Origin of the sequence: Citrobacter sp. RHBSTW-01013, from assembly GCF_013781985.1 — a bacterium.
Classification (GTDB): domain Bacteria; phylum Pseudomonadota; class Gammaproteobacteria; order Enterobacterales; family Enterobacteriaceae; genus Citrobacter; species Citrobacter braakii.
The window spans coordinates 1,523,093-1,549,113 of the sequence record NZ_CP056185.1; the positions used below are offsets into that span (position 1 = coordinate 1,523,093).

At 51.2% G+C, this 26,021-nt stretch carries 27 protein-coding genes; 17 read left to right on the plus strand and 10 right to left on the minus strand.

Annotation, left to right across the window (positions count from 1 at the left end; genetic code table 11):
- The first annotated feature begins 7 nt into the window (after positions 1-7).
- Complete coding sequence (gene eutK / locus HV350_RS07275; RefSeq protein WP_016157100.1) at positions 8-538, plus strand: ethanolamine utilization microcompartment protein EutK; 531 nt, start codon at positions 8-10, stop codon at positions 536-538.
- 48 nt (positions 539-586) lie between these two features.
- The gene (eutR, locus tag HV350_RS07280; RefSeq protein WP_019077354.1) at positions 587-1,639 is read left to right on the plus strand and encodes an HTH-type transcriptional regulator EutR; all 1,053 of its coding nucleotides are present in this window, start codon (positions 587-589) and stop codon (positions 1,637-1,639) included.
- Between the two features lie 67 nt (positions 1,640-1,706).
- Here eutR and hemF read toward each other — a convergent pair whose 3' ends face one another.
- Together hemF and amiA are read right to left on the minus strand one after the other, a co-directional pair.
- Positions 1,707-2,606, minus strand: a complete 900-nt coding sequence (hemF, locus tag HV350_RS07285; protein ID WP_019077353.1) for an oxygen-dependent coproporphyrinogen oxidase — start codon at positions 2,604-2,606, stop codon at positions 1,707-1,709.
- Positions 2,607-2,608: 2 nt separating this feature from the next.
- Complete coding sequence (amiA, locus tag HV350_RS07290) at positions 2,609-3,478, minus strand: N-acetylmuramoyl-L-alanine amidase AmiA (RefSeq protein ID WP_016153942.1); 870 nt, start codon at positions 3,476-3,478, stop codon at positions 2,609-2,611.
- Positions 3,479-3,689: 211 nt separating this feature from the next.
- Between amiA and HV350_RS07295 the strand changes: the two genes are divergently transcribed.
- The 6 genes from HV350_RS07295 (at position 3,690) to HV350_RS07320 (ending at position 9,392) form a co-directional block, all read left to right on the plus strand.
- Complete coding sequence (locus HV350_RS07295) at positions 3,690-4,115, plus strand: GNAT family acetyltransferase (protein ID WP_047501622.1); 426 nt, start codon at positions 3,690-3,692, stop codon at positions 4,113-4,115.
- Complete coding sequence (locus HV350_RS07300; protein WP_016157098.1) at positions 4,102-4,551, plus strand: DUF2919 domain-containing protein; 450 nt, start codon at positions 4,102-4,104, stop codon at positions 4,549-4,551. Before HV350_RS07295 ends, HV350_RS07300 begins: the two co-directional genes overlap by 14 nt.
- 59 nt (positions 4,552-4,610) lie before the next feature.
- Positions 4,611-5,186 carry an RpoE-regulated lipoprotein gene (locus HV350_RS07305; protein WP_016153940.1) on the plus strand — a complete coding sequence of 192 codons (576 nt, stop codon included), beginning with the start codon at positions 4,611-4,613 and terminating at the stop codon, positions 5,184-5,186.
- Positions 5,187-5,280: 94 nt separating this feature from the next.
- The gene (gene yfeX, locus HV350_RS07310; protein WP_181630106.1) at positions 5,281-6,180 is read left to right on the plus strand and encodes a porphyrinogen peroxidase; all 900 of its coding nucleotides are present in this window, start codon (positions 5,281-5,283) and stop codon (positions 6,178-6,180) included.
- Positions 6,181-6,636: 456 nt separating this feature from the next.
- Positions 6,637-8,013, plus strand: coding sequence for an argininosuccinate lyase (gene argH, locus HV350_RS07315; protein WP_049041042.1), 1,377 nt, complete (start codon positions 6,637-6,639; stop codon positions 8,011-8,013).
- A 62-nt stretch (positions 8,014-8,075) separates the two neighbouring features.
- The gene (locus tag HV350_RS07320; RefSeq protein ID WP_016153937.1) at positions 8,076-9,392 is read left to right on the plus strand and encodes an anaerobic C4-dicarboxylate transporter family protein; all 1,317 of its coding nucleotides are present in this window, start codon (positions 8,076-8,078) and stop codon (positions 9,390-9,392) included.
- A 121-nt stretch (positions 9,393-9,513) separates the two neighbouring features.
- On the opposite strand, the gene HV350_RS07325 is transcribed toward HV350_RS07320, so the two are convergent.
- Positions 9,514-10,830, minus strand: coding sequence for an anaerobic C4-dicarboxylate transporter family protein (locus tag HV350_RS07325; RefSeq protein WP_181630107.1), 1,317 nt, complete (start codon positions 10,828-10,830; stop codon positions 9,514-9,516).
- Between the two features lie 144 nt (positions 10,831-10,974).
- Between HV350_RS07325 and HV350_RS07330 the strand changes: the two genes are divergently transcribed.
- The 7 genes from HV350_RS07330 to cysM all read left to right on the plus strand — a co-directional run bounded on the left by HV350_RS07330 (position 10,975) and on the right by cysM (position 17,596).
- Positions 10,975-11,631, plus strand: a complete 657-nt coding sequence (locus HV350_RS07330) for an FCD domain-containing protein (RefSeq protein ID WP_016153935.1) — start codon at positions 10,975-10,977, stop codon at positions 11,629-11,631.
- Positions 11,632-11,805: 174 nt separating this feature from the next.
- A complete protein-coding gene (ucpA, locus tag HV350_RS07335) occupies positions 11,806-12,597 on the plus strand; it encodes an SDR family oxidoreductase UcpA (protein WP_016153934.1) in 792 nt (263 codons plus the stop codon).
- Between the two features lie 156 nt (positions 12,598-12,753).
- Positions 12,754-13,770, plus strand: a complete 1,017-nt coding sequence (locus tag HV350_RS07340; RefSeq protein WP_181630109.1) for a sulfate ABC transporter substrate-binding protein — start codon at positions 12,754-12,756, stop codon at positions 13,768-13,770.
- Positions 13,771-14,604: a sulfate/thiosulfate ABC transporter permease CysT gene (gene cysT, locus HV350_RS07345; protein WP_003038061.1), complete on the plus strand. Its 834-nt coding sequence runs from the start codon at positions 13,771-13,773 to the stop codon at positions 14,602-14,604.
- Positions 14,604-15,479 carry a sulfate/thiosulfate ABC transporter permease CysW gene (gene cysW / locus HV350_RS07350; RefSeq protein WP_016153932.1) on the plus strand — a complete coding sequence of 292 codons (876 nt, stop codon included), beginning with the start codon at positions 14,604-14,606 and terminating at the stop codon, positions 15,477-15,479. Before cysT ends, cysW begins: the two co-directional genes overlap by 1 nt.
- Positions 15,469-16,566 (plus strand): sulfate/thiosulfate ABC transporter ATP-binding protein CysA, encoded by a 1,098-nt coding sequence (gene cysA / locus HV350_RS07355; protein ID WP_181630111.1) that lies wholly within the window; start codon positions 15,469-15,471, stop codon positions 16,564-16,566. The genes cysW and cysA overlap by 11 nt, the downstream gene beginning before the upstream one ends.
- Positions 16,567-16,684: 118 nt before the next feature.
- A complete protein-coding gene (gene cysM / locus HV350_RS07360) occupies positions 16,685-17,596 on the plus strand; it encodes a cysteine synthase CysM (protein ID WP_019077350.1) in 912 nt (303 codons plus the stop codon).
- Positions 17,597-17,687: 91 nt separating this feature from the next.
- Here the strand turns inward: cysM and HV350_RS07365 are convergent, their stop codons facing one another.
- Together HV350_RS07365 and ptsJ are read right to left on the minus strand one after the other, a co-directional pair.
- Entirely contained in the window at positions 17,688-18,404 is a 717-nt protein-coding gene (locus HV350_RS07365; protein WP_049282271.1) for a type 1 glutamine amidotransferase, read from the minus strand.
- 13 nt (positions 18,405-18,417) lie between these two features.
- Entirely contained in the window at positions 18,418-19,710 is a 1,293-nt protein-coding gene (ptsJ, locus tag HV350_RS07370; RefSeq protein WP_181630113.1) for a transcriptional regulator PtsJ, read from the minus strand.
- 82 nt (positions 19,711-19,792) lie between these two features.
- Here ptsJ and pdxK point away from each other — a divergent pair, with 82 nt between their 5' ends.
- Both pdxK and HV350_RS07380 read left to right on the plus strand, forming a co-directional pair.
- Positions 19,793-20,659: a pyridoxine/pyridoxal/pyridoxamine kinase gene (pdxK, locus tag HV350_RS07375; protein WP_047499829.1), complete on the plus strand. Its 867-nt coding sequence runs from the start codon at positions 19,793-19,795 to the stop codon at positions 20,657-20,659.
- On the plus strand, positions 20,656-20,895 hold the full coding sequence (locus tag HV350_RS07380; RefSeq protein ID WP_016153926.1) for a hypothetical protein: 240 nt from the start codon (positions 20,656-20,658) through the stop codon (positions 20,893-20,895). Before pdxK ends, HV350_RS07380 begins: the two co-directional genes overlap by 4 nt.
- Before the next feature lie 77 nt (positions 20,896-20,972).
- On the opposite strand, the gene crr is transcribed toward HV350_RS07380, so the two are convergent.
- The 5 genes from crr to cysZ form a co-directional block, all read right to left on the minus strand.
- Positions 20,973-21,482: a PTS glucose transporter subunit IIA gene (gene crr / locus HV350_RS07385; protein ID WP_000522253.1), complete on the minus strand. Its 510-nt coding sequence runs from the start codon at positions 21,480-21,482 to the stop codon at positions 20,973-20,975.
- A gap of 40 nt (positions 21,483-21,522) precedes the next feature.
- Complete coding sequence (gene ptsI, locus HV350_RS07390) at positions 21,523-23,250, minus strand: phosphoenolpyruvate-protein phosphotransferase PtsI (protein WP_016153925.1); 1,728 nt, start codon at positions 23,248-23,250, stop codon at positions 21,523-21,525.
- 45 nt (positions 23,251-23,295) lie between these two features.
- Complete coding sequence (gene ptsH / locus HV350_RS07395) at positions 23,296-23,553, minus strand: phosphocarrier protein Hpr (RefSeq protein WP_002913505.1); 258 nt, start codon at positions 23,551-23,553, stop codon at positions 23,296-23,298.
- Between the two features lie 383 nt (positions 23,554-23,936).
- Positions 23,937-24,908, minus strand: a complete 972-nt coding sequence (gene cysK / locus HV350_RS07400; RefSeq protein WP_005121957.1) for a cysteine synthase A — start codon at positions 24,906-24,908, stop codon at positions 23,937-23,939.
- Between the two features lie 163 nt (positions 24,909-25,071).
- Complete coding sequence (cysZ, locus tag HV350_RS07405; protein ID WP_016153924.1) at positions 25,072-25,833, minus strand: sulfate transporter CysZ; 762 nt, start codon at positions 25,831-25,833, stop codon at positions 25,072-25,074.
- Between the last annotated feature and the right edge of the window lie 188 nt (positions 25,834-26,021).

Sequence of the window (26,021 nt, forward strand, 5' to 3'; positions counted from 1 at the left end):
GGTTGTGATGATCAATGCACTGGGATTACTGGAAGTGGATGGCATGGTCGCTGCCGTGGATGCGGCGGATGCCATGCTGAAAGCCGCGAACGTGCGCCTGCTTAGCCACGAAGTGCTCGATCCTGGCCGGTTGACGCTGGTGGTGGAAGGCGATCTGGCGGCGTGCCGCGCAGCGCTGGATGCCGGCAGCGCCGCTGCTGCGCGTACAGGCCGTGTTATCAGCCGTAAGGAAATCGGCCGACCGGACGATGATACCCAGTGGCTGATCGGCGGTTTTAAGCGCCAGCCGAAGAAACCAGAACAGAAGCCAGAAGTGAAAACAGATGTAAAAACGCAGAAGACGCAGGACGCCCCGTTGACGCCTGAATCCTCTGATCAACTTCTGACGCTGTTGGCATCGGTCCGTCAAGGAATGACGGCAGGGGAAGTGGCTGCCCACTTTGGCTGGTCACTTGATGAAGCCAGAAAGGCGCTGGAACAGCTCTTTTCTGACGGAGCGTTGCGTAAACGCAGTAGTCGCTATCGCTTAAAAAATTAACCTGTCGGAGGGCCGGGGGCTTCGTTGAAGCTTCCGGCTTAAAAGATCATGAAAAAGAACCGTACTGCAAACCTGCACCATCTTTATCATGAAGCATTACCCGAAGACGTTAAACTTACGCCGAAAGTGGAGGTGGACAACGTTCACCAGCGGCGAACAACGGATGTGTATGAGCATGCGCTGACGATTACCGCATGGCAGCAGATCTACGACCAGTTGCATCCGGGAAAATTTCATGGCGAGTTCACGGAAATCCTGCTCGATGATATTCAGGTGTTCCGTGAATACACCGGACTGGCGTTGCGTCAGTCGTGTCTTGTCTGGCCGAACTCTTTCTGGTTTGGTATTCCGGCCACGCGCGGCGAACAGGGATTTATTGGCACCCAGTGTCTGGGGAACGCTGAAATTGCCACCCGCCCTGGCGGGACAGAGTTTGAACTGAGTACGCCGGATGATTACACCATTCTGGGCGTCGTCATTTCGGAAGAGGCGATTGCCCGTCAGGCCAACTTCCTGCATAACCCGGAAAGAGTGCTGCATATGCTGCGCAACCAGTCGGCGCTGGAAGTTAAAGAACAACACAAAGCCGCGTTATGGGGCTTTGTGCAGCAGGCGCTGGCGACGTTTAGCGAAAATCCGGAAAACCTCCATCAACCTGCGGTACGCAAAGTGCTGGGCGATAACCTGCTGCTGGCGATGGGCACTATGCTGGAAGAAGCGCAGCCGATTATCACGGCTGAGAGCATCAGCCATCAGAGCTATCGTCGCCTGCTGTCGCGTGCGCGTGAATATGTGCTGGAAAATATGTCAGAACCGCTGACCGTGCTCGATCTGTGTAATCAACTGCACGTCAGCCGCCGGACGTTGCAAAACGCCTTTCACGCGATCCTTGGTATCGGTCCGAATGCCTGGTTAAAACGCATTCGCCTGAACGCTGTACGTCGCGAGCTGATAAGCCCGTGGTCGCAGAGTACGACGGTGAAAGACGCCGCCATGCAGTGGGGATTCTGGCATTTAGGGCAGTTTGCCACCGACTACCAGCAGCTGTTTGCGGAAAAACCTTCATTGACGCTGCATCAGCGCATGCGCCAGTGGGCATGATGCGATGAATGTGCCGGATGCGACGCAAATGCGTTTTATCCGGCCTGGGGGCTGGTATTGTCTGGGGTTACACCCAGTCGCGAACCTGAATAAACTCGCTAAGGGCGGCTTCCGGGCTGTTCGCTTCCGGCTGCCAGTCATACTCCCAGCGCACCAGCGGCGGCATCGACATCAGAATCGATTCCGTACGGCCGCCGGTCTGCAGACCGAATAACGTGCCGCGATCCCACACCAGGTTAAATTCCACATATCGTCCGCGACGGTAAAGCTGAAAATTGCGTTCACGTTCGCCCCAGCTCATTGCTTTGCGGCGCTCAACGATGGGCAGATACGCTTCGGTATAGCCTTGACCTACCGCCTGCATAAAGGCGAAGCCGTGGTCGAAATCCGGCGTATTCAAATCATCGAAAAACAGCCCGCCAATGCCGCGCTGTTCGTTGCGATGCTTGAGGAAGAAGTAGTCATCGCACCACTTTTTGTAACGGGGATAAACGTCTTCGCCGAACGGCTGGCACAGATCTCGCGCCGTGCGGTGCCAGTGAACTGCATCCTCATCAAAGCCGTAGTAGGGCGTTAAGTCAAAGCCGCCGCCAAACCACCAGACCGGGTCAGTGCCCGGTTTTTCCGCGATAAAAAATCGCACGTTGGCATGACTGGTCGGAATGTAGGGATTCTGCGGATGTACCACCAGCGAGACGCCCATGGCCTCAAAGCTGCGTCCCGCAAGCTCGGGGCGATGGGCGGTAGCCGAGGCCGGCATTGCCTCGCCGTGAACGTGGGAGAAGTTGACGCCCGCTTGCTCGAAAATACCGCCGTTACGCAGCACCCGGCTGCGCCCGCCGCCGCCTGCTTCACGTTGCCAGTTATCCTCAACAAACTCGGCGCCGTCTACGGCGGATAACTGCTGGCAAATATCATCTTGCAGGCTGAGCAGGAACTGTTTTACGCGCTGTGCATCGGGCTTCATGGTTAACGTTTCTTCGAGTGTGCTTTCTGGTTATCAAACCAGTGGAAATAGCTGATGATGCCATTGGCGATAGCGGTGGCGATTTTCTGGCGAAATGCCGCCGTACCCAGCAGACGTTCTTCTTCCGGGTTGGTAATGAACGAGGTTTCGACCAGTACCGACGGAATTGATGGTGATTTTAGCACCACGAAGGCGGCTTGTTCCGTGCTGCGACTGTGAAGACGATGTACCGGCTTGATCTTCTTGAGAATATGCGAGCCTAACGTCAGGCTGTTTTTAATGGTATCCGTTTGCACCAGATCGAACAGCACCTGCTGCAGCAAATGGTCTTTATCGGTGGTCTTCTTCCCGGCCACTTCATCGGCCCGGTTTTCACGATCGGACAGATACTTCGCCATGGCGCTACTGGCACCGCGATTGGACAACGCAAAGACCGACGCACCTGCAGCGCTCGGATTGGTAAAACCATCGGCGTGGATCGACATGAAAAGGTCCGCGCCATGCTTATGAGCGATCTCGACGCGATCGTAAAGCGGAATAAATGTATCGCCGGAACGCGTCAGGCGCGCATCAATCCCCTGGTTGCGTAGAATCGAGCGCACGTTTTTGGCAATCGCCAGTACCACGTGCTTTTCCTTCGACCCATTGCGACCAATTGCGCCGGTATCAATCCCTCCGTGACCCGGATCAAGGACAACAACGCGCTTAGCGCCAGCTTTTTTCGCTTTCGGTTTGCTGTGTCCATTGCTGGTCTTAAGCGCTTCTTCTTTAGCGATGGCTTGCGACATGCCTGACAGCGTTAGGGCGGCCAGCCCGGCTTTCAACACCTGGCGGCGCGATGTGAGTGTTTTTAGTGGTTTAAAAGTGCTCATACGGCCTGAGTTGTAAAAAAAGGTTCTAAACGTTATATCGTATCGCGTTGTCCGTTGCGACGGATCGGGATAAGAATTGTTTTACTTTTCATTTCAATACGTGACAATTCCGTATTATGCCATTTTTTCCGCCGCTTCGCGTCAGATATTGGCTAAATCAGCCGTTCGCGCCATAATCGCTTTTTAACGTCCTGAAAAGGTAACCAATACCATGGAAATACGCGTTTTTCGCCAGGAAGATTTCGAAGAGGTGATCACCCTCTGGGAGCGCTGTGATTTGCTGCGTCCATGGAACGACCCTGAAATGGACATTGAGCGTAAACTCAATCATGACGTCAGCTTGTTCCTGGTCGCTGAAGTGAATGGCGAGGTGGTCGGTACGGTGATGGGAGGATATGACGGGCATCGCGGCTCGGCCTATTACCTGGGCGTACATCCTGAGTTTCGAGGTCGCGGCATTGCCAATGCGCTGCTCAACCGGCTGGAGAAAAAGCTCATTGCCCGCGGTTGTCCGAAGATTCAAATCATGGTGCGTGACGATAATGACGTCGTACAGGGTATGTATGAACGTCTGGGTTATGAACATGCGGATGTACTCAATCTGGGCAAGCGTTTGATCGAAGATGAAGAGTACTGAGTTTCATCCGGCCGACTATGACGCTCATGGGCGTCTGCGCCTGCCTTTTCTCTTCTGGTGCGTGCTGCTGCTGCAGGCGCGCACTTGGGTTCTGTTTGTGATTGCCGGTTCTTCCCGCGAGCAGGGCAACACGCTGCTGAATCTGTTTTATCCCGATCACGACGCTTTCTGGCTGGGTTTGCTTCCAGGCGTTCCCGCGGTATTGGCATTTTTACTCAGCGGGCGACGCTTTGCGTTTCCGGTGGTATGGCGCTGGCTGCGAGGATTACTGATCCTCGCTCAACTGGTGCTGCTGTGCTGGCAGCCGGTGATGTGGCTGGCAGGCGATCCGGTCAACGGCGTCGGGCTGGCGCTGCTGGTGGCGGATGTCGTTGCGCTGATCTGGCTGTTAACTAATCAACGTCTGCGCGCCTGTTTTTCCCTCGAGAAAGAATAACGGCACTTTTTGGCGAAACCGGACTCCAAGCAACGTTGATAAATAAGGAAGGAAGTGAAATGAAATCACTGCGTTTGACTTTATGCGCGATGCCGCTGCTATTGACCGGGTGTTCAACGTTGTCATCGGTGAACTGGTCTGCCGCCAATCCGTGGAACTGGTTTGGTTCTTCAACGCAGGTCACTGAGCAGGGCGTCGGAGCGTTGACTGGCGCAACCCCGCTGGATGAAAAAACCATCGCTGATGCGCTGGACGGTGATTACCGCCTGCGTAGCGGGATGAAGACCGATAACGGTAATGTGGTGCGCTTTTATGAAGCGATGAAAGATGACAAGCTGGCGATGGTTATCAATGGCAATCAGGGAACGATTAGCCGTATTGATGTAGTCGACAGCGATATTCCCTCTTCTGCGGGTGTCGAAATCGGTACACCGTTTAGCGACCTTTACACTAAAGCCTTTGGTAATTGTCAGAAGGCGACTGGTGATGACAGCGCGGGTGTTGAATGTAAAGCTGAAGGAAGTCAACATATTAGCTACGTCTTTTCCGGTGAGTGGAGCGGGCCTGAGGGCTTAATGCCGTCTGACGATACGTTGAAAGCATGGAAAGTAAGCAAAATTATCTGGCGGCGTTAATTTGCGTCTGAACAAATCGGCTTGTTAAAAAAACAGGTAGAATAGCGCCCATCAATGCCACGATGTCGTGGCATCTTTTTTTTCAGGAGGAACAATGTCTCAGGTTCAGAGTGGCATTTTGCCAGAACATTGCCGTGCGGCGATTTGGATTGAAGCCAATGTTAAAGGCGACGTTGAGGCCCTGCGTGGGGCCAGCAAAACCTTCGCCGATAAGCTGGCGACCTTTGAAGCGAAGTTCCCGGATGCGCATCTGGGCGCGGTTGTTGCTTTTGGCAACAACACCTGGCGTACACTGAGCGGCGGCGTTGGCGCAGAAGAGTTAAAAGACTTTATCCCTTACGGTAAAGGTCTTGCGCCAGCCACCCAGTATGATGTGCTGATTCATATTCTCTCTTTGCGTCATGACGTGAATTTCTCCGTTGCACAGGCGGCAATGGAAGCCTTTGGCGACTGTATTGAAGTCAAAGAAGAGATCCACGGTTTCCGTTGGATTGAAGAGCGCGATCTCAGCGGCTTTGTTGACGGTACGGAAAACCCGGCAGGCGTTGAAACGCGCCGTGAAGTCGCGGTTATTAAAGATGGCGTGGATGCTGGCGGCAGCTATGTGTTTGTGCAGCGTTGGGAACATAACCTGAAGCAGCTTAACCGCATGAGCATTCATGACCAGGAAATGATGATTGGGCGTACCAAGGAAGCCAACGAAGAGATCGACGGTGATGACCGTCCGGTTACTTCTCACCTGAGCCGCGTCGATCTCAAAGAAGATGGTAAAGGACTGAAAATTGTGCGCCAGAGCCTGCCATACGGTACCGCCAGCGGTACGCACGGCCTCTATTTCTGTGCCTATTGCGCCCGTTTGCACAACATCGAGCAGCAACTGCTGAGCATGTTTGGCGACACTGACGGCAAGCGCGATGCGATGCTGCGCTTCACTAAACCGGTGACCGGCGGCTATTATTTCGCGCCATCGCTGGATCGTTTGCTGGCTCTGTAATTTTTTGATGCCAGATGGCGCTGATGCCGCCATCTGGCACAATATAGCTCTCCCCCGAATCACCCAACGTCCGCCATGCTGATGATGCACTCGCGTTGACGCTCATCCTGAAAAATCACCTCCCACGTTCATTATTATTTATCTGCCAGTTTCTCGGTTATGACAACGGTATTAAATGGAATCATTTAGAATTAATAAACTATTAATACCAATTTATTACTTTAAAAATTCTGAATATATTTGAATTAAATCATAATTTAAATGTGATGAAGATCAGATTTTTTAATGCAATTTATGAAAACAAAATAAATAATAAGTGTAATTAATTTCGCTATAAATTGATTTAATGCCTTCATTTGTTGACAATTAAAATGACTGTCTTGTAATCTGAAAATGACCGAAAAATAACGGAATTCATATTTAACTATTTTGCAACAAAGGGTCATTGGAGGTTTTATGTCTACAAAATTATGGGGTGGGCGTTTTGATATGCCTACAAATAAACTGGTCGAATCTTATAATGCGACCATTATGCTGGAACAACGTCTCTGCCCTTTTGATATTCAGGGGAGTATTGCTCACGCCACTATGCTGGGCCGTCAGGGGATTATCACGCAGGATGAAGCGAATGCGATTATTGGCGGGTTAAGGCAGGTCAATAAAGAGATTGAGGAAGGGCAATTCGTTTTTGATACCGTTGATGAAGATATTCATATGGCGATAGAAAGACGTATGACAGAAATAATTGGTCCTGTAGGCGGGAAGCTGCATACCGGCCGCAGTCGTAATGACCAGACGACTGTCGATTCGAAAATGCACATGAGATCGACTATTCGTGAAATTCAGCAGGATATCGTTCATCTACAAAAAGTTATTATCAGCAAAGCTGAAAATAACATTAATGCGATCATGCCTGGCTATACTCATTTACAGACCGGTCAGCCTATACTTCTGTCGCACTGGATAATGGCATATTATTGGATGTTACGCCGTGACTGGACTCGTTTTGCAGACCTTTATCAACGCATGGGGGAATGCCCTTTAGGTTCAGCAGCCCTTGCCGGTACTACTTTCCCCATTGATCGTGATTTCACGGCTAAAGAGCTTGGCTTTGACAAACCGACTGAAAACAGTATTGATTCTGTCAGCGATCGTGACCATATGGTTGAATTCACTGCCGCCGCTGCTATGTGCTTTATGCATCTTACCCGTTTGTCAGAAGAACTGGTTTTATTCTCAAGTCAGGATTTTAAGTTTATTGAGCTTTCAGATGATTTCTGTACCGGTTCCAGCATCATGCCACAGAAGAAAAACCCCGACGTGGCTGAAAAAATGCGCGGCAAAGGGGGGCGTATGTACGGAAATCTAATGGCGATGTTGACCATTATGAAAGGTATCCCTCTGGCCTATAATACTGATATGAGTGAGGATAAAGAGCAGGTCTATGACTCTATGGATACCTTACAGACCAGTCTGAAAATTATGGCGCCGATGCTCGAAAAAATGGTTATTCTTTCAGATAATACTCGCAGCGCAGCGGCAAGAGGATTTTCAAACGCAACCGATATGGCTGACTACCTGGTTCGTAAAGGCATTCCTTTTAGAGAAGCCCACCATATTGTTGGCAGTGCTGTTAATTACTGTATAAAACATAGAAAAATGTTGGAAGAGCTTACTCTGAATGAATTCCACACATTTGATGATAAAATCGAAAATGATATTTATGAGAGTATATCTCTTGAAGCATGTATTAAATCAAGAATGTCTTATGGTGGCACAGGGACTGATGCTGTTAAAAAACAGATCGAAATTGCTAAATCATATTTAAACTAATCCCGAGTATAGTAATTAATATCTCCCGGATGCAATATCCGGGAGACGCTTTGAGGTGAAAAATGGATGCTTTATTTTTTATACAATTATTTATTGTACTCGCCTGTATTGGTATAGGCGGGCGTTATGGCGGAATGGGGCTGGGTGCTGGTGGAGGACTTGGTGTTGCAATATTAGTTCTGGGTTTTGGACTAAAACCCTCCGCACCATCTATTACTGCAATGCTAATTATTATTTGTGTGATTGGTGCTGTCAGCGTATTACAGGCCGCTGGTGGGCTTGATTATCTGGTGCGCGTGGCTGAAAAATTACTCCGTAAAAAACCACAGGCAATTACTTTTGTTGCCCCCATATTAACTTCCATATTTACGTTATTCTGTGGGACTACTTACGTTGCTTTCTCTTTGTATCCGGTTGTCGCTGAAGTTGCTGCTGAAGCAAAGGTCCGTCCGGAGCGAGCGTTGTCCGCAACGGTTATTGCGGCCAGTGTCGCGGTTGCTGCCAGTCCGATGAGTGCGGCAACCGCTGGGATGCTGGCTATTCTGCATGAATATGCCGGGATTAGCCTTGGGCAAATACTGACGATTGCTCTCCCATCATTCTTTATGGCAGCTATTGTTACCAGCTTTTCAGTTTATAAACGCGGAAAAGAGCTGGAGGATGATCCGGAATTCCAGAGGAGAGTTGCTGCTGGCGAATATGAGTTCATGCATACTGAGCAGAAAAAAGAATTTGTTGCTTCAGCTGGCGCTAAAAAAGGTGTCGTTATCTTTGCGATTGGTGTGGTACTGGTACTTATTTTAGGTTCTTTTACTGAGTTACTCCCTTCCTGGGATGGAAAAAGACTGTCAACCCCAATGGTTATTCAGATGGTCATGTTGACAGCCGCGTTGTTTATTATGATTGTCAGTAAAGTACCAAGTAGTACCTTGAATAGCGGCTCAGTCTTCCGTGCAGGTTTGATGGGAGTGGTAGCAATACTCGGTGTTTCATGGATGACAGCGACGTTTTTTGATGCCTATCAGCCAGAACTGATTAAGGTTTTTGGTGGCATTGTCAATGATGCACCAATGCTATTTGGTGTGGTTGTATTCTTGTTCTCACTGGTCATTATGAGCCCGGCGGCGACGGTAGCCGCCATCATGCCACTCGGTGTTACCTTAGGTATTCCAGCCCCGTTTCTTATCGCTATTTTTGCTTGTACCTGTGGTGACTTTATTATACCTGGAGCAAATCAAATCGGCTGTGTTGCATTTGATCGAACAGGTACCACAAAGATTGGACGCTTTGTTGTCAACCATAGCTATATTCGTCCGGGCTTTGTGATGGTTATCTCCCAGGTAATTTTTGCTTATCTCATTGCTCAGGTTGTTCTGTAAAGTACATTCTATGGAAAATTGCAGTGGCGCTATTCAGAAGTGAGTAACAGGCATCCTCTCTGAATTCATTCAGGGGGGATGCCATGAAGAAAAGGTTTACCACAATTAAATTGCTCTCTCACTACATCAGCATTTTGGAAAAAAGGAAGCAAAAAAGAGTTGATGCTACAACGGTGACAAGACCAGGTAGCATGTAGCTGTGATTAACCACATACTTGCCAATTCGAGTTGTCCCGGTACGATCAAACGCCACACAGCCAATCTGTGCCCCCCCTGGAATAATGAATGATCCACAAGTCAGCGGGAGCAGGGCGACCAGGGTTTCTGCCGGATATCCCATTAACACGCCAGCGGGGAGTAGCGCTACAGCAGTCGCTGCGGGGCTATAAATTACGGCTGAAAGACCAAAAACAATAATGCCGAACAAGACTGGATTCTGAAAACCGTGGAAAGCCGTGTTAAATAATTCGTGCCATGCCTCAAAAAAGGAGTTCATCATCCATGACAGACCAAATATGGCGACAACACCCACAAGACCAGCTTTAAAAACAGAACCTGAATCGAGTTTTGACGGAGAAATTCGACATAACATCATAATAATACATGCTGTTGTCAGCATAACTATTTGCAGCGTGGTAGGGATACTCATACGCTCCATTCCGGTACCGTTATTCCACTCAGGACGTAATTCAGGAATTGAACCCATAAGTACGACCAGAATGATACCGGTAAGGAAAATCAGCAATCCTCTCTTCGCCTCTTTTGTCACTATATTGGCTGTTCGCTCTTCAGCTTTTACTGATTCAAACTCACCTTCAGCAACCCTGCGTTGGAATTCCGGATCATTTTTAAGCTCATGACCTCTTTTAAAGACGAACAGGCAGCCGACAACGCAGCCAAGGAACGTTCCGGGAACGGTGACTAACAAGATATCTAAAGCAGAGACATGTAATCCAGCAAGGATAGCAATTGTCCCTGTAACGACCGCACTGACCGGGCTGGCAATAAGCCCAAAATTGGCAGCGATTACTGACATCGACATGGCTCTCTCTGGCCGTACTCTGGCATCTGCTGCAATTTCAGCAATGACTGGATAAACCGAAAAGGCAACATATCCTGTTCCGCAGATAGCAGTAAAAAGGTAAGCGACTGCGGGGCCGAGGAAAGTGATCGCGCCCGGCCACTTTCTGAGGATCCGTTCTGCCATCGTAACGAATAAATCAAGCCCGCCAGCCGCCTGGAGGATTGTGATGCAAGTGATAACCGCAAGGATAATAGAAATAACAGTGAAAGGAGGTGAGTCGGGAGGGAGTCCAAAACCAAAAGTCAGGATAGCGAGTCCTAACCCGCCAGCAGCCCCCAGGCCAATCCCACCAAAACGCCCACCTATACCGATACATATAAGTACTATCGCAAACTGAGTTACGAATAACACCATAATTAATTCCTTTTTATTAACAAATGGCTTGGTATAATTTGAATAATAGGGGCTATAATCTTACCATAACAGTATATTAAGCAATCTAACTTATTAGATTATTTATACTCATCAGTTTTGCAGCACTTTAATCCGAGAGTGTTTATGGATAACAAAAACGAACTGTTTGAAAGTATTAAAAATTATCTGCTTGATGATGCTAACCGTAATGCTGATGGTCGCATTGAAACTGAAACTGAGCTTGCCGTTCGTTTTAATACATCAAGATATAAAGTTCGTCAGGCGCTTAGCACACTGGTACAGATGGGAATGTTGGAACGATCTCCTCGTCGTGGCAGCGTCTTGAAGAATTTGGAACAGCACAACATAAATCACCAGTTGTTAATGCAGTTTGATTTGTCTGGGTTTGATATCACGGAATTTACAGAGGCAAGGATCCTGATTGAGTGCGCGATTATCCCTCTGGCAACACGTAGAATTTTTCCGGCGATGCTCTCCAAACTTGAAAATGAGCTAAGGCTTATTGAAGAGAATGCGGATAACCCCCAGGTGGCCGATCGTCACGATAGAGATTTTCATTTGCTCTTGCTACAGGCGAGTGGCAACCGGGTGCTGCAGGTTTTCTCTGATGTCCTCATTACTTATTTTGAGAAAACAAGGGAGTCGTTACCTGCGAACGATCGTCAGTATTTTCTTGATACGGCGGCAAAACAGAGGGAAATACTGCTTCATATTAAAAAAGGGGATGCGCAGATGGCATCGGAGTTGATGAGAGCCCATTTGCTGGAAAAACGGCTGTAAGTCTTCTGTTAACCTGGTCAGAGCATGTTTACCGTTGGGTCCCCGCAACGCCGGGGATTTTTTTTACCTGAGATTAACCTGATTTAGTGAGCTATTCCTCAGCACTTATTTGTTATTGCTGTATCTTCTGCGTGAATGAAGCGAATGCTTCATATTCAAAAGGAGAATATTGAAATGGGAAAACTCACGGGCAAAACAGCATTGATTACGGGCGCATCTCAGGGTATTGGCGAAGGGATCGCCAGAACATTTGCCCGCCATGGCGCGAACCTAATCCTGCTGGATATCTCCGATGAGATTGAAAAACTGGCGGATGAGTTGGCTGGGCGCGGGCACCGTTGCACCGCCGTACACGCTGACGTCAGAGATTTTGCGTCGGTCACGGAAGCGGTAAAACGCGCGAAGAAGATTGAAGGCAAAATCGATATTCTGGTCAACAATGCGGGCGTATGTCGCCTCGGCAACTTCCTTGATATGAGCGATGAAGATCGCGATTTCCACATTGATATCAACATTAAAGGCGTCTGGAACGTGACGAAAGCCGTTCTGCCGGAGATGATTGCGCGCAAAGACGGGCGCATCGTAATGATGTCCTCTGTGACCGGCGATATGGTTGCCGATCCGGGCGAAACGGCCTACGCGCTGTCGAAAGCCGCAATCATCGGTTTGACCAAATCTCTGGCGGTGGAATACGCGCAGTCCGGCATTCGCGTTAATGCTATTTGCCCGGGCTACGTTCGTACGCCGATGGCGGAAAATATCGCTCGTCAGTCTAATCCGGAGGATCCTGAATCCGTATTAGTCGAAATGGCAAAAGCGATCCCGATGCGCCGCTTGGCCTGCCCACTTGAGGTTGGTGAACTGGCGGCATTCCTGGCGTCGGATGAGTCCAGTTACTTGACTGGCACGCAAAACGTGATTGATGGTGGCAGCACCCTGCCTGAAAGCGTTAGCGTCGGCGTCTGATTGATGCCGGTCTCCTCCCCGTGCGCTGGGGAGGAGGTACCCTTATTCTCTTTTCAACTTTCAAATCATCAAACGGTATATAAAACCGTTACTCCTTTAGCACTGGTTATAAATATGATGACCATAAGAAAGTCATTAAATTTATAAGGGTGCGCAATGGCCGTTAACTTACTGAAAAAAAGAACCCTGACGCTGGCAGCAATGCTGCTGCTGGTGGGTCAGGCGCAGGCAACGGAGCTGCTGAACAGTTCATACGATGTCTCTCGCGAGCTGTTTGCCGCCCTTAACCCGTCGTTTGAACAGCAATGGGCGAAGGATAACGGCGGTGACAAACTGACGATTAAACAATCTCATGCCGGGTCATCAAAACAGGCGCTGGCGATTCTGCAGGGGCTGAAAGCCGATGTGGTGACCTATAACCAGGTGACCGATGTGCAGATCCTGCATGACAAAGGCAAGCTGATCCCGGCCGACTGGCAAAGCCGTCTGCCGAATAACAGTTCGCCATTCTATTCCACCATGGCGTTTTTGGTGCGTAAGGGTAACCCGAAGAATATCCACGAATGGAACGACCTGGTTCGCCCGGACGTGAAACTGATTTTCCCGAATCCGAAAACCTCCGGTAACGCGCGTTATACCTATCTGGCTGCGTGGGGTGCGGCAGATAAAGCGGATGGTGGGGATAAAGCCAAAACTGAACAGTTCATGACCCAGTTTCTGAAAAACGTGGAAGTGTTTGATACCGGCGGTCGCGGGGCAACCACCACATTCGTGGAACGCGGCCTGGGCGATGTGCTGATCACCTTTGAATCAGAAGTGAACAACATCCGTAAACAGTATGAAGATCAGGGCTTCGAAGTGGTGGTGCCGAAGGTCAACATTCTGGCGGAGTTCCCGGTGGCCTGGGTAGATAAAAATGTGCAGGCTAACGGTACTGAAAAAGCGGCAAAAGCTTACCTGAACTGGCTGTACAGCCCGCAGGCGCAAACTATCATTACCGATTTCTACTACCGCGTGAATAACCCGCAGGTGATGGACAAACTGCAGGATAAATTCCCGCAGACCGAACTTTTCCGCGTGGAAGACAGGTTTGGCTCGTGGCCTGAGGTAATGAAAACGCACTTTGTCAGCGGCGGTGAGTTGGACAAACTGTTGGCGGCGGGGCGTAAGTAAATGTTTGCTGTTTCTTCCCGACGCGTGCTGCCCGGCTTTACCTTAAGTTTGGGCACCAGCTTACTGTTTGTCTGCCTGATTTTGCTGCTGCCGCTTAGCGCGCTGGTGATGCAATTGGCGCAAATGAGCTGGGCGCAATACTGGGATGTGATTACCAACCCGCAGGTGGTGGCGGCTTATAAAGTGACGCTGCTGTCGGCGTTTGTGGCGTCGATTTTTAACGGCGTGTTTGGTTTGCTGATGGCGTGGATCTTAACCCGCTATCGCTTTCCGGGCCGTACGCTGCTGGATGCGCTGATGGATCTGCCGTTTGCGCTGCCTACGGCGGTAGCAGGTCTGACGCTGGCATCGCTGTTTTCGGTCAACGGTTTCTACGGCGAGTGGCTGGCGAAGCTGGATATTAAAGTGACCTACACCTGGCTTGGCATTGCGGTGGCGATGGCTTTTACCAGCATTCCATTCGTGGTGCGTACCGTGCAGCCGGTGCTGGAAGAGTTAGGTCCGGAGTATGAAGAAGCGGCGGAAACGCTCGGCGCTACGCGCTGGCAGAGCTTTCGTAAAGTGGTACTGCCGGAGCTGTCTCCCGCGCTAGTCGCGGGCGTTGCGCTCTCGTTTACCCGCAGCCTCGGTGAGTTTGGCGCGGTTATCTTTATCGCCGGAAACATCGCATGGAAAACGGAAGTGACCTCGCTGATGATTTTTGTTCGTTTGCAGGAGTTTGACTACCCGGCCGCCAGCGCGATTGCATCTGTGATCCTCGGGGCTTCGTTGCTGCTGCTGTTTTCAATTAACACCCTGCAAAGTCGCTTTGGTCGACGCGTGGTAGGTCACTGATGGCAGACATTACCCAATTGAAACGTTATGGCGCACCCCGCATCAACTGGGGGAAATGGTTTCTGATTGGCACGGGCATGCTGGTATCCGCCTTTATTTTGCTGGTGCCGATGGTTTACATCTTCGTGCAGGCGTTCAGCAAGGGGTTGATGCCGGTTTTACACAACCTGGCTGATCCGGACATGCTGCACGCCATCTGGCTGACGGTGCTGATTGCGCTGATTGCGGTGCCGGTGAACCTGGTGTTTGGCGTGTTACTGGCTTGGCTGGTGACCCGCTTTAACTTCCCTGGACGCCAGTTGTTGCTCACATTACTGGATATTCCATTTGCCGTTTCACCAGTGGTCGCTGGCCTGGTCTATCTGCTGTTTTACGGCTCTAACGGCCCGCTTGGCGGATGGCTGGATGAACACAACCTGCAAATTATGTTTGCCTGGCCGGGAATGGTGCTGGTGACGGTGTTCGTGACCTGTCCGTTTGTGGTGCGCGAACTGGTGCCGGTGATGTTAAGCCAGGGCAGCCATGAAGATGAGGCGGCGGTTCTGCTTGGCGCCTCCGGCTGGCAAATGTTCCGTCGCGTTACGCTGCCGAATATCCGTTGGGCATTGCTGTACGGCGTGGTGCTGACCAACGCCCGTGCGATTGGCGAGTTCGGCGCGGTATCGGTGGTCTCTGGCTCGATTCGCGGTGAAACCTTGTCTTTGCCGTTACAGATTGAATTACTGGAGCAGGACTACAACACAGTCGGCTCCTTTACCGCCGCGGCGCTATTAACGCTGATGGCGATTATTACCCTGTTTTTGAAGAGCATGTTGCAATGGCGCCTGGAAAACCAGGAGAAACGCGCGCAGCAGGAGGAAAATCATGAGCATTGAGATTGCCAATATTAAGAAGTCTTTTGGTCGCACACAGGTGCTGAACGATATCTCGCTGGATATTCCTTCAGGTCAGATGGTCGCTCTGTTGGGGCCTTCCGGATCGGGCAAAACCACGCTGCTGCGCATCATCGCCGGGCTGGAGCATCAGTCCAGCGGGCATATCCGTTTCCATGGCACTGACGTCAGCCGTTTGCACGCCCGCGACCGTAAGGTGGGGTTCGTGTTTCAGCACTATGCGCTGTTTCGTCATATGACCGTTTTCGACAATATCGCTTTTGGTCTGACTGTTCTGCCACGGCGTGAGCGCCCGAATGCGACAACGATCAAAGCAAAAGTAACCAAACTGCTGGAGATGGTTCAACTGGCTCATCTGGCGGACCGTTTCCCGGCACAGCTTTCCGGTGGGCAAAAGCAGCGCGTGGCGTTGGCGCGTGCGCTGGCGGTAGAGCCGCAGATCTTGTTGCTCGACGAGCCGTTTGGCGCGCTCGATGCTCAGGTGCGTAAAGAACTGCGTCGCTGGCTGCGTCAGTTGCATGAAGAGCTGAAGTTCACCAGCGTGTTTGTTACCCACGATCAGGAAGAAGCGACGGAAGTCGCAGACCGCGTGGTGGTAATGAGCCAGGGTCATATCGAGCAGGCCGATGCGCCCGATCAGGTATGGCGCGAACCGGCTACCCGTTTTGTCCTGGAATTTATGGGTGAAGTTAACCGCCTGCAAGGGACGATTCGCGGTGGACAATTCCACGTGGGCGCACATCGCTGGCCGCTGGGCTATACGCCTGGCTATCAGGGCCCGGTGGATCTGTTCCTGCGTCCGTGGGAAGTGGACGTCAGCCGCCGTACCAGTCTGGATTCACCGTTGCCGGTACAGGTGCTGGAAGCCAGCCCGAAAGGACACTACACCCAATTAGTTGTGCAACCCTTGGGGTGGTATAACGAACCGCTGACGGTGATTATGCAGGGCGATGATTCCCCGAACCGCGGCGAACGTCTGTTTGTTGGGCTGCAAAATGCGCGTTTGTATAATGGCGACCAGCGTATTGAAACGCGTGAAGAGGAACTTGCCCTGGCGCAAAGTGCCTGATAGGTTAATTCGTATAGTTATCATCCGGTGGCGCTGCGCTTACCGGGCTTAACGGGTGGTGCATGACCTGTAAGCCGGGTAAGCGCAGCGCCACCCGGCATTTTATTGAGCTGAAAACGTGAACACATTAGAACAAACAATTGGCAATACGCCTCTGGTGAAATTACAACGTCTGACGGCGGATAACGGCAGTGAAATTTGGGTCAAGCTGGAAGGCAATAATCCCGCAGGTTCAGTGAAAGACCGCGCGGCGTTGTCGATGATCGTTGAAGCGGAAAAGCGCGGGGAAATTCAGCCAGGCGACGTGCTGATTGAGGCTACCAGCGGTAATACGGGGATTGCGCTGGCGATGATTGCCGCGCTGAAAGGCTACCGCATGAAGCTCCTGATGCCAGACAACATGAGCCAGGAGCGACGTGCGGCGATGCGTGCTTACGGGGCTGAACTGGTTCTGGTGACCAAAGAGCAGGGGATGGAAGGGGCGCGTGATTTAGCCCTTGAGATGGCGCAGCGCGGAGAAGGTAAACTTCTCGATCAGTTTAATAATCCTGATAACCCGTATGCGCACTACACGACTACCGGACCCGAAATCTGGCAGCAGACGTCAGGCCGTATTACCCATTTCGTCTCCAGTATGGGGACGACAGGCACCATTACCGGCGTATCGCGTTTTCTGCGTGAACAGGAAAAACCCGTCACCATCGTTGGCCTGCAGCCGGAAGAAGGCAGTAGTATTCCGGGCATTCGTCGCTGGCCGACGGAATATATGCCGGGCATTTTCAACGCCTCGCTGGTGGATGAGGTGCTGGATATTCATCAGAACGATGCGGAAAACACCATGCGTGAACTGGCCGTTCGCGAAGGGATTTTTTGCGGAGTGAGTTCTGGCGGCGCGGTTGCGGGCGCGTTACGCGTGGCGCGCGCGACACCGGGGGCGGTGGTGGTGGCGATCATCTGCGATCGCGGCGATCGCTACCTTTCCACCGGGGTCTTTGGCGAAGAGCATTTCAGCCAGGGATTAGGTATTTAATTTGTCGGCCTGATAAGCGTAGCGCTAGCAGGCAACCGTACGGCAGGATCGCCGGATGACGACGCAAAGCGTCTTCTCCGGCCCGCACTGTTCAATCGTTACGTTTTTCTACCAACTTATCAAGGAATTGCCACAGCGTCTCATTCATCTGCTGGTAATCCCAGGTGCGCATCTCTTCAACAGCGCGAATAAAGCGTTTCCCTTTCGCTTCGGCCAGTTCTTGCTCAGAGTGCTGAATTAATCCTTCGACCGCTTCGGCGGTAAACTCCATATGGCACTGAAAACCATAGACGAAATTACCGTATTGCACGATTTGTCGCGGACATCCCTCGCTTGTGGCAAGAATTGTCGCCTGGTCGGTTAATCCCGGCATGTCATTGTGCCAGTGACCCACGTTGAGCGGTGAGCCGAAATGGCTGAACAACGGATGCTGTTGGCCTGCCTCGGTCAGGGCGATCGGATAGTGACCAATCTCTTTTTCCGGGCTTTGGCACACCTTCGCGCCCAGTGCTTCGCCGATTAACTGCGACCCCAAACAGATCCCCACCACGATTTTACGTGTCGCAATCGCCTGGTTTATCAGATGTTGCTCTGCCTGAGAGTCAAAGTATGGGCACTCTGCGAGCGTGGTGCGGGGTGATTGTGGCCCACCAAATACCACCAGCATATCGAAGCCATCGGCATTAGCGGGAACAGTTTCTCCGGCGTAAACGCGCGACCAACTGATGGTATAGCCGCGTGATTCGGCCCACGGCAGGTACGCGCCAGCAGATTCGAAAGACTCATGAATAACAAAATGAACTCGCACTTTTCCTCTCCTGTTAGCGCTTTAGCGCCTGATGGATATCAGTCGCCAGCTTATCAATGTCGCTGTCTGCTAATGTTGACAGCGTAATGCGCAAGCCATGCGCAGGCGTATTGACGCCAAACACTTCGCCTTCACGTACCAGCCAGCCGGACTTTGCCAGCGCAAAAGCGATCGCCTGGCTGTTATCTTCTAGCGGCAGCCACAGATTAAGACCGTCGCTGTCGGGCAGCGTAATGCCATGAAGCCGCAGAGCCGCTGCCAGCTTTTGCTGCTGGGCGGCGTAAAACTGCTGAGTTTGCGCCAGCGTGTGTTGATAAGTCTCGTCACTCAGGCAGGCGCAGGCCAGATCCTGCAGCAGATGGCTGACCCACTGACTGCCGGCGTTGAGCCGTAAACGCAGTTTCGCGGAAGTGAGTGGATCGCTGGCGACGATGGCCAAGCGTAAATCCGGGCCTAAAGTTTTCGACATTGAGCGGACAATCGCCCAGTGCGTTGTTTCCTTCGCAATCACCGGATACCAACGGCATGCGGACAGCAGCGCAAAGTGGTCGTCGACGATCACCAGCGTCTGCGGATAGCGGGTCAGGATTTCCTGCAATTGCGCCGCGCGGGATGCGCTCAGACTGCATCCTGTCGGATTATGGGCGCGCGGCGTCAGAATCACCGCCCGCGCGCCTTTCTGTAGCGCGATTTCCAGCATGTCTGGCTGCATGCCTTCGCTGTCAACGTTGACCGGACTGGCGGAGAATCCGGCATAACGCAGCATGTTGATGCTGCTCAAAAAGCATGGATCTTCTACCACAACGCTGTCGCCAGGCAGTAAATGGGCGCACAGTAGGCGCTCAATGGCATCAATGGCGCCGCTGGTGATATCAATTTCTCCCGTGGCTGGCATCGCATCTTGCATCCATTGCGCGGCCCACGCCTCAAGGCCGGGTGATACAGCGGCATCACCGTACAAACGAGGATTCTTATTTATTTGCGCGAAATAACGGCTGAGGTCGGGAAGACGCGCGGGGGCTGGATTACCGCCGGAAAGATCGATAAGCGCGGTATCTGGATTGCCACCTTCCAGCGCAACGGGGGCTGAAATCCCCTTGATTACCGTGCCGTTACGTCCCTGGCTTTGTGCCAGCCCGGAGGTGACCAGGCGTTTATAAGCCGCCGCGACAGTATTACGGTTAACGTTCAATGCTGTTGCCAGTTCACGCACCGGCGGCAACGTTTCTCCTGCTGCCAACGTGCCTGTAGCGACATGTTGACGAATACTGTCAAAAATTTCGTTAGCGGTTTTTCCGTCGATCATTATTGACCTATGACAAAATGAATTTTAGCATATGACGATAATAGTGAGGCGTAAGCCCGCTGTCCAGCGAGAGGAGAAATTTATGGAGCAGGGGAGTGATATTCAGTCAGTGCTCTTCGGCGACAAGCATCGGGCGTTACAGACCGATATCGTCGCCGTCCAGTCACAGGTGGTCTATGGCAGCGTAGGCAACAGCATCGCCGTTCCGGCCATTAAAGCGCAGGGATTACGCGTGACGGCAGTGCCAACTGTGCTGTTCAGTAATACCCCGCATTATGAAACATTTTACGGCGGCGTTATTCCGGCCGACTGGTTTAGCGGGTATCTCCGCGCCTTGAATGAGCGTGATGCTTTGCGCGAGCTGAAGGCGGTGACGACAGGCTATATGGGCAGTGCAGAGCAAATCGCTCTGTTAGCACAGTGGCTGAAAACGGTGCGGGCTACGCATCCGACAGTGTGCATTTTGGTCGACCCGGTGATTGGCGATACGGACAGCGGTATGTATGTAAAAGCTGAAATTCCGCAGGCCTACCGTCAGCACCTGCTACCGCTGGCTCAGGGACTGACGCCGAACGTGTTTGAACTGCAAATGCTGAGCGGAAAGCCGTGTCGTACGCTTGATGAAGCCATCACGGCGGCGCAATCGCTGCTTACCGAAACGCTGAAATGGGTGGTGATCACCAGCGCGCCGGGGGATAGCGAAGATATTATTAACGTGGCGGTAGTGACGGCTGAAACGGTTGAGGTGTTCGCTCATCCACGGGTTAAAACGGATCTGAAGGGAACTGGCGATCTGTTTTGTGCTGAGCTGGTGAGCGGTATTGTGCTGGGTAAAGCGCTGACAACCGCGACGCACGATGCAGCACAGCGCGTACTGGAAGTGATGAAATGGACCAATCTGTGCGGTTGTGATGAGTTAATTCTGCCACCGGCAGGGGAGGCGCGATGAAGAGTTACCGGCTGGTGGTTCGCCAGAATGGGCGTATGGTTGGACATTTTGACACCAGCGGGGCAACGGCGCTGGAAGATATCTGTGTGGCGCGGGCCATGTTTGGCATTGCGGGTGGCTACAATTGTGAACTGTTAGTGGCGGATTCGGAGCGACGGATGCTGGAAAGCGGGCCGGAAGGGATGAAAATCCTGATGCGCGAGGCGTGTTACCGACCAGTCACCTCACAAATTTAGCGCTATCCGGCAGATTTTGAGGTCTGCCAGATAAAAAAAATGGCGCCATCAGGCGCCATTCTTCTCTGCAGCAAGAATTACTTCTTGATGCGGATAACCGGAGTTTCACCCACTGTCACGCTACCGGACAGTTTGATCAGCTCTTTGATTTCGTCCATGTTGGAGATAACAACCGGAGTCAGGGTAGACTTGGCTTTTTCTTCCAGCAGCGGCAGATCGAATTCAATAACCGGGTCGCCTACTTTAACACGCTGACCTTCTTCAGCGATGCGCTTAAAGCCTTCGCCTTTCAGTTCAACGGTATCAATACCGAAGTGAACAAACAGCTCAATGCCGCTGTCGGATTCGATAGAGAAAGCGTGGTTGGTTTCAAAGATTTTGCCGATGGTGCCATCAACAGGGGCGACCATTTTGTTACCGGTTGGTTTGATAGCGATGCCATCACCAACGATTTTTTCAGCAAAAACTACATCCGGCACGTCTTCGATGTTGACGATCTCGCCAGAGAGCGGAGCAACAATCTCAATAGTTCCGGTGTCTTTCTTATCATCAGAAACCAGAGATTTCAGTTTATCGAACAAACCCATGATCTTCTCCTAAGCAGTAAATTGGGCCGCATCTCGTGGATTAGCAGATTGTTTTTTCTTCAATGAACTTGTTAACCAGCGTCATTAACTCGTCCGTTGTCGGTTGAGCAAGAGCCTGCTCTGCTAACACCTTCGCATCTTCGAAGTTCGTGTTACGGATAATCTTCTTAATGCGCGGGATAGAAATGGCGCTCATAGAGAATTCGTCCAGACCCATCCCCAGCAACAGAAGTGTAGCACGTTCGTCGCCTGCAAGCTCACCACACATGCCAGTCCATTTGCCTTCCGCATGAGAAGCATCAATAACTTGCTTGATCAGCGTCAGCACAGATGGCGACATCGGTTGGTAAAGGTGTGAAATCATATCATTACCACGGTCAACTGCCAGGGTGTACTGCGTTAAATCATTGGTGCCGATACTAAAGAAATCAACTTCTTTGGCTAAATGACGCGCAATTGTTGCCGCTGCTGGTGTTTCCACCATCACGCCAATCTCAATGCTTTCGTCAAATGCTTTACCTTCGTCGCGCAGTTCCTGTTTGTAGATTTCGATCTCTTTGCGTAGTGCGCGCACTTCTTCAACAGAGATGATCATTGGGAACATGATGCGCAGTTTGCCGAAAGCAGAGGCGCGCAGGATAGCGCGAACCTGATCACGCAGGATCTCTTTACGATCCATGGCGATACGTACGGCACGCCAGCCCAGGAACGGGTTCTCTTCTTTCGGGAAGTTCATGTACGGCAGCTCTTTATCGCCGCCGATGTCCATGGTACGGACGATGACCGCCTGAGAGCCACAGGCTTCAGCAACGGCTTTATACGCGGCAAACTGTTCTTCTTCAGTCGGCAGCGATTCACGGTCCATGAACAGGAATTCGGTGCGGTACAGACCAACACCCTCGGCGCCATTACGCTCAGCGCCTTCAACGTCACGAACGGTACCGATGTTGGCGCAAACTTCTACCTGATGTCCGTCCAGCGTGATAGCCGGGAGATCTTTCAGCTTAGCAAGTTCCGCTTTCTCGGTAGCAACCTGCTCCTGAACGGCGCGCAGTTGCTCAATAACTTCGTTGGTCGGATTGACGTAAACCTGGTTGTTTACGGCATCCAGAATCAGATAGTCGTCGTTTTTAACCTGAGAGGTGACGCTACCCGTACCTACGATGGCAGGCAGTTCCAGAGAACGCGCCATGATAGAAGTATGGGAAGTCCGTCCGCCCGCGTCAGTGATGAAACCCAGCACCTTGTTCAGGTTCAGCTGTGCGGTTTCTGACGGGGTCAGGTCTGCGGCTACCAGGATAACTTCTTCCTGAATAGCGCTCAGGTCGATAATAGCCAGACCCAGGATGTTACGCAGCAGGCGTTTACCGATGTCACGTACGTCAGCCGCACGTTCTTTCAGGTATTCATCATCCAGCTCTTCAAGGGCTGTGGCCTGACCTTCGATAACTTCATGCGCAGCTGCATCAGCCGTCATGTGCTTATCTTTAATCAGGGCTATGATTTCCTGCTCCAGCTCCTCATCTTCGAGCAGCATGATATGCCCTTCAAAGATGGCTTCTTTTTCTTCACCGAACGTTTCACCAGCTTTGGTTTTGATCGCTTCCAGTTGCGCAGATGCCTTGGCACGACCGCTCAGAAAACGTTCAACTTCCTGATCAACCTTGTCGGCAGAAATTTTTTTCCGGTCAATGACGATCTCGTCTTCTTTCAGCAGCAATGCTTTACCGAAAGCGATACCCGGGGATGCTAAAATGCCTGAAATCATAACCCTACCTTACTTGTGACTGATATTTAAAAGAACTCGTTGAACTTACTCGAGTTCAGCCATCAGTTTAACCAGATGCTCAACTGCTTTCTGCTCGTCTTCACCTTCTGCGGACAGGGTGACAACGGTACCCTGAGTCAGGCCCAGAGTCTGCAGTTTAAACAGGCTTTTGGCGCTAGCGCTTTTGCCGTTGGAAGTCACAGTAATTTCAGAAGTAAAGCCTTTTGCTTCTTTAACAAACTGAGCAGCAGGGCGAGTATGCAGACCGTTCGGAGCGGTAATGGTAACTTCTTGCTGGAACATTATATTTCCCCAACTTATAGGTTTAGTGTTGTGGAACTAAAGTCTAGCCTGGCGGTTCAACTTTAGCCTGTATTGTTAGCATCGGCGTAAACTGGACGCGACACAAAAGGAGTTCGGTGCAATCCGTTGCTGGCAACTTCTTGCCGCTGACGTTTCGTTCGTCATTAAACATTATGCCGCGAAAGGAAGAGTTGAACCAAATCATAAAATCGATTCAGCTAGCGCTTTTCCTGTAACGATTAATTTCGCGCATCAAAATAATTAGTTTGGTTAAATACCAGTTCCGGCGGGTTGAATCAATGCCAGGAGAGTTGAAAATTTGAAGCAGGCCACAAAAAAGCACCCCAAAGGGTGCTTTTTTACGCGTTTTTAACATGCTGGCATTACTGTTGCAGTTCTTTCTCTGTGAAGAGATCGGCAAACAGTGCAGTGCTCAGATAACGCTCACCCGATGACGGTAGGATAACCACAATATTCTTGTTGGTAAAGGATTCATCTTCCTGGAGTTTAAGCGCGGCAGCCACGGCTGCGCCAGAAGAGATCCCCGCCAGAATACCTTCTTCTTCCATCAGGCGGCGCGCGGTAGAAATAGCTTCATCATTGGTGATGGCAACGACTTTATCGATAAGCTTCAGATCAAGGTTGCCAGGAATGAAGCCCGCGCCAATACCCTGAATTTTATGCGGGCCAGGTTTGAGTTCTTCACCCGCCAATGCCTGGGCGATAACAGGGGAGTCAGTAGGTTCTACCGCGACGGTAATCAGATCGGTTTTGCCTTTAGTGCCTTTAATGTAACGGGTCACGCCAGTTAGCGTACCGCCGGTGCCGACACCGGAAATAAAGACATCAACCTGGCCATCGGTATCTTCCCAGATTTCCGGGCCGGTGGTTTTTTCGTGAATTTCCGGGTTCGCCGGGTTGCTGAACTGCTGCAGCAGCAGGAATTTTTCCGGATCGCTGGCTACGATTTCTTCCGCTTTCTGAATTGCGCCCTTCATACCTTTTGCGCCTTCAGTCAGCACCAGGTTCGCGCCCAGCGCTTTTAAAAGCTTGCGGCGCTCAATGCTCATGGTTTCCGGCATGGTCAGAGTCAGTTTGTAACCACGGGCGGCGGCAACGTAGGCCAGCGCAATCCCCGTGTTGCCGCTGGTCGGTTCTACCAGCTCAACGCCCGGTTTCAGTACACCACGTTTTTCGGCATCCCAAATCATATTGGCACCGATACGGCATTTGACGCTAAAGCTTGGGTTGCGTGATTCCACCTTCGCCAGAATGCGTCCGTTACCGATACGGTTCAGTCGAACCAGCGGCGTATGACCGATAGTCAGCGAGTTATCTTCAAAAATCTTACTCATGGCCTGTCCTTAACTGTATGAAATTGGGATACCGCTTCAGCATACCTGTTGAGAAAGTATGGGGAAGTAAGGAATTCGCATATCTATATGCTGATGAGAAATAATGCGTAGCAGTATGGAATAAGAGCGGGCATAAGCCAGCCCGCTTTTACACATTTTTGCATTACTTCCATAACGCATGTTTAGCACGATAGCAGTCTACCCACATCGCCGTGGCACCACAAACTGCTACCGGCATGATGAACAGATTGAGCACCGGAATCATGGTGAACAGGCTGGTCAATGCGCCAAACTGCATATTGGTCACCTTGCGCGTGCGCAGCGCGACGCGCATCTCCTTAAAAGGCACCTTATGGTTATCAAAAGGATAATCGCAGTACTGAATGGCCAGCATCCACGCGCTGAACAGGAACCACAGGACCGGGGCGACGGTCTGCCCAATGCCAGGAATAAAATAGAGAATCAGCAACACGAAGGCGCGCGGGAGATACCACGCCAGCTTTTGCCATTCGCGTTTCATAATGCGCGGAACGTCTTTCATAATGCCGAGAATGCCGGTGTCGGGCGGTGTTGCGCCCGTTAAGCGCGCTTCCAGCTGTTCAGCCAGCAGACCGTTAAACGGTGCGGCGATCCAGTTGGCGATAGTGGAGAACAGGTAGCCGAACACCAACAGCACGGAAATGGTCACAATCGGCCACAATAAATAGCTGAGCCACTGAAGCCAGTCAGGGACGTGACTCATCAGCGCGGGAACCCAGTTACCGAGTTGTGTAAATAACCACCAGAATGCGCCGCCCATCAGCAGGATATTCACCAGCAAAGGCAGAATAACAAAACGACGAATGCCCGGTTGGGTGATGAGCTTCCATCCCTGAGAAAAGTAATAAAGGCCGCTGCGAGGTACAACTGCAGATGATGAAACCATGGTCAGGACGTACTCCTTGTTATATAAGCTCTGGTAAACTGTGCGTATCTTACCGGGTTGTTGAGCGTTAAGCTGTTCGGAAATGTTCGAAAAAACAGCAAAAAGCACAATTTTGTTCATCTTTATGCCGTGAAAGCCAAGAGTACACTTGCACTTGGCGTAATCGACAAATACTCTTAGTGAGTAAA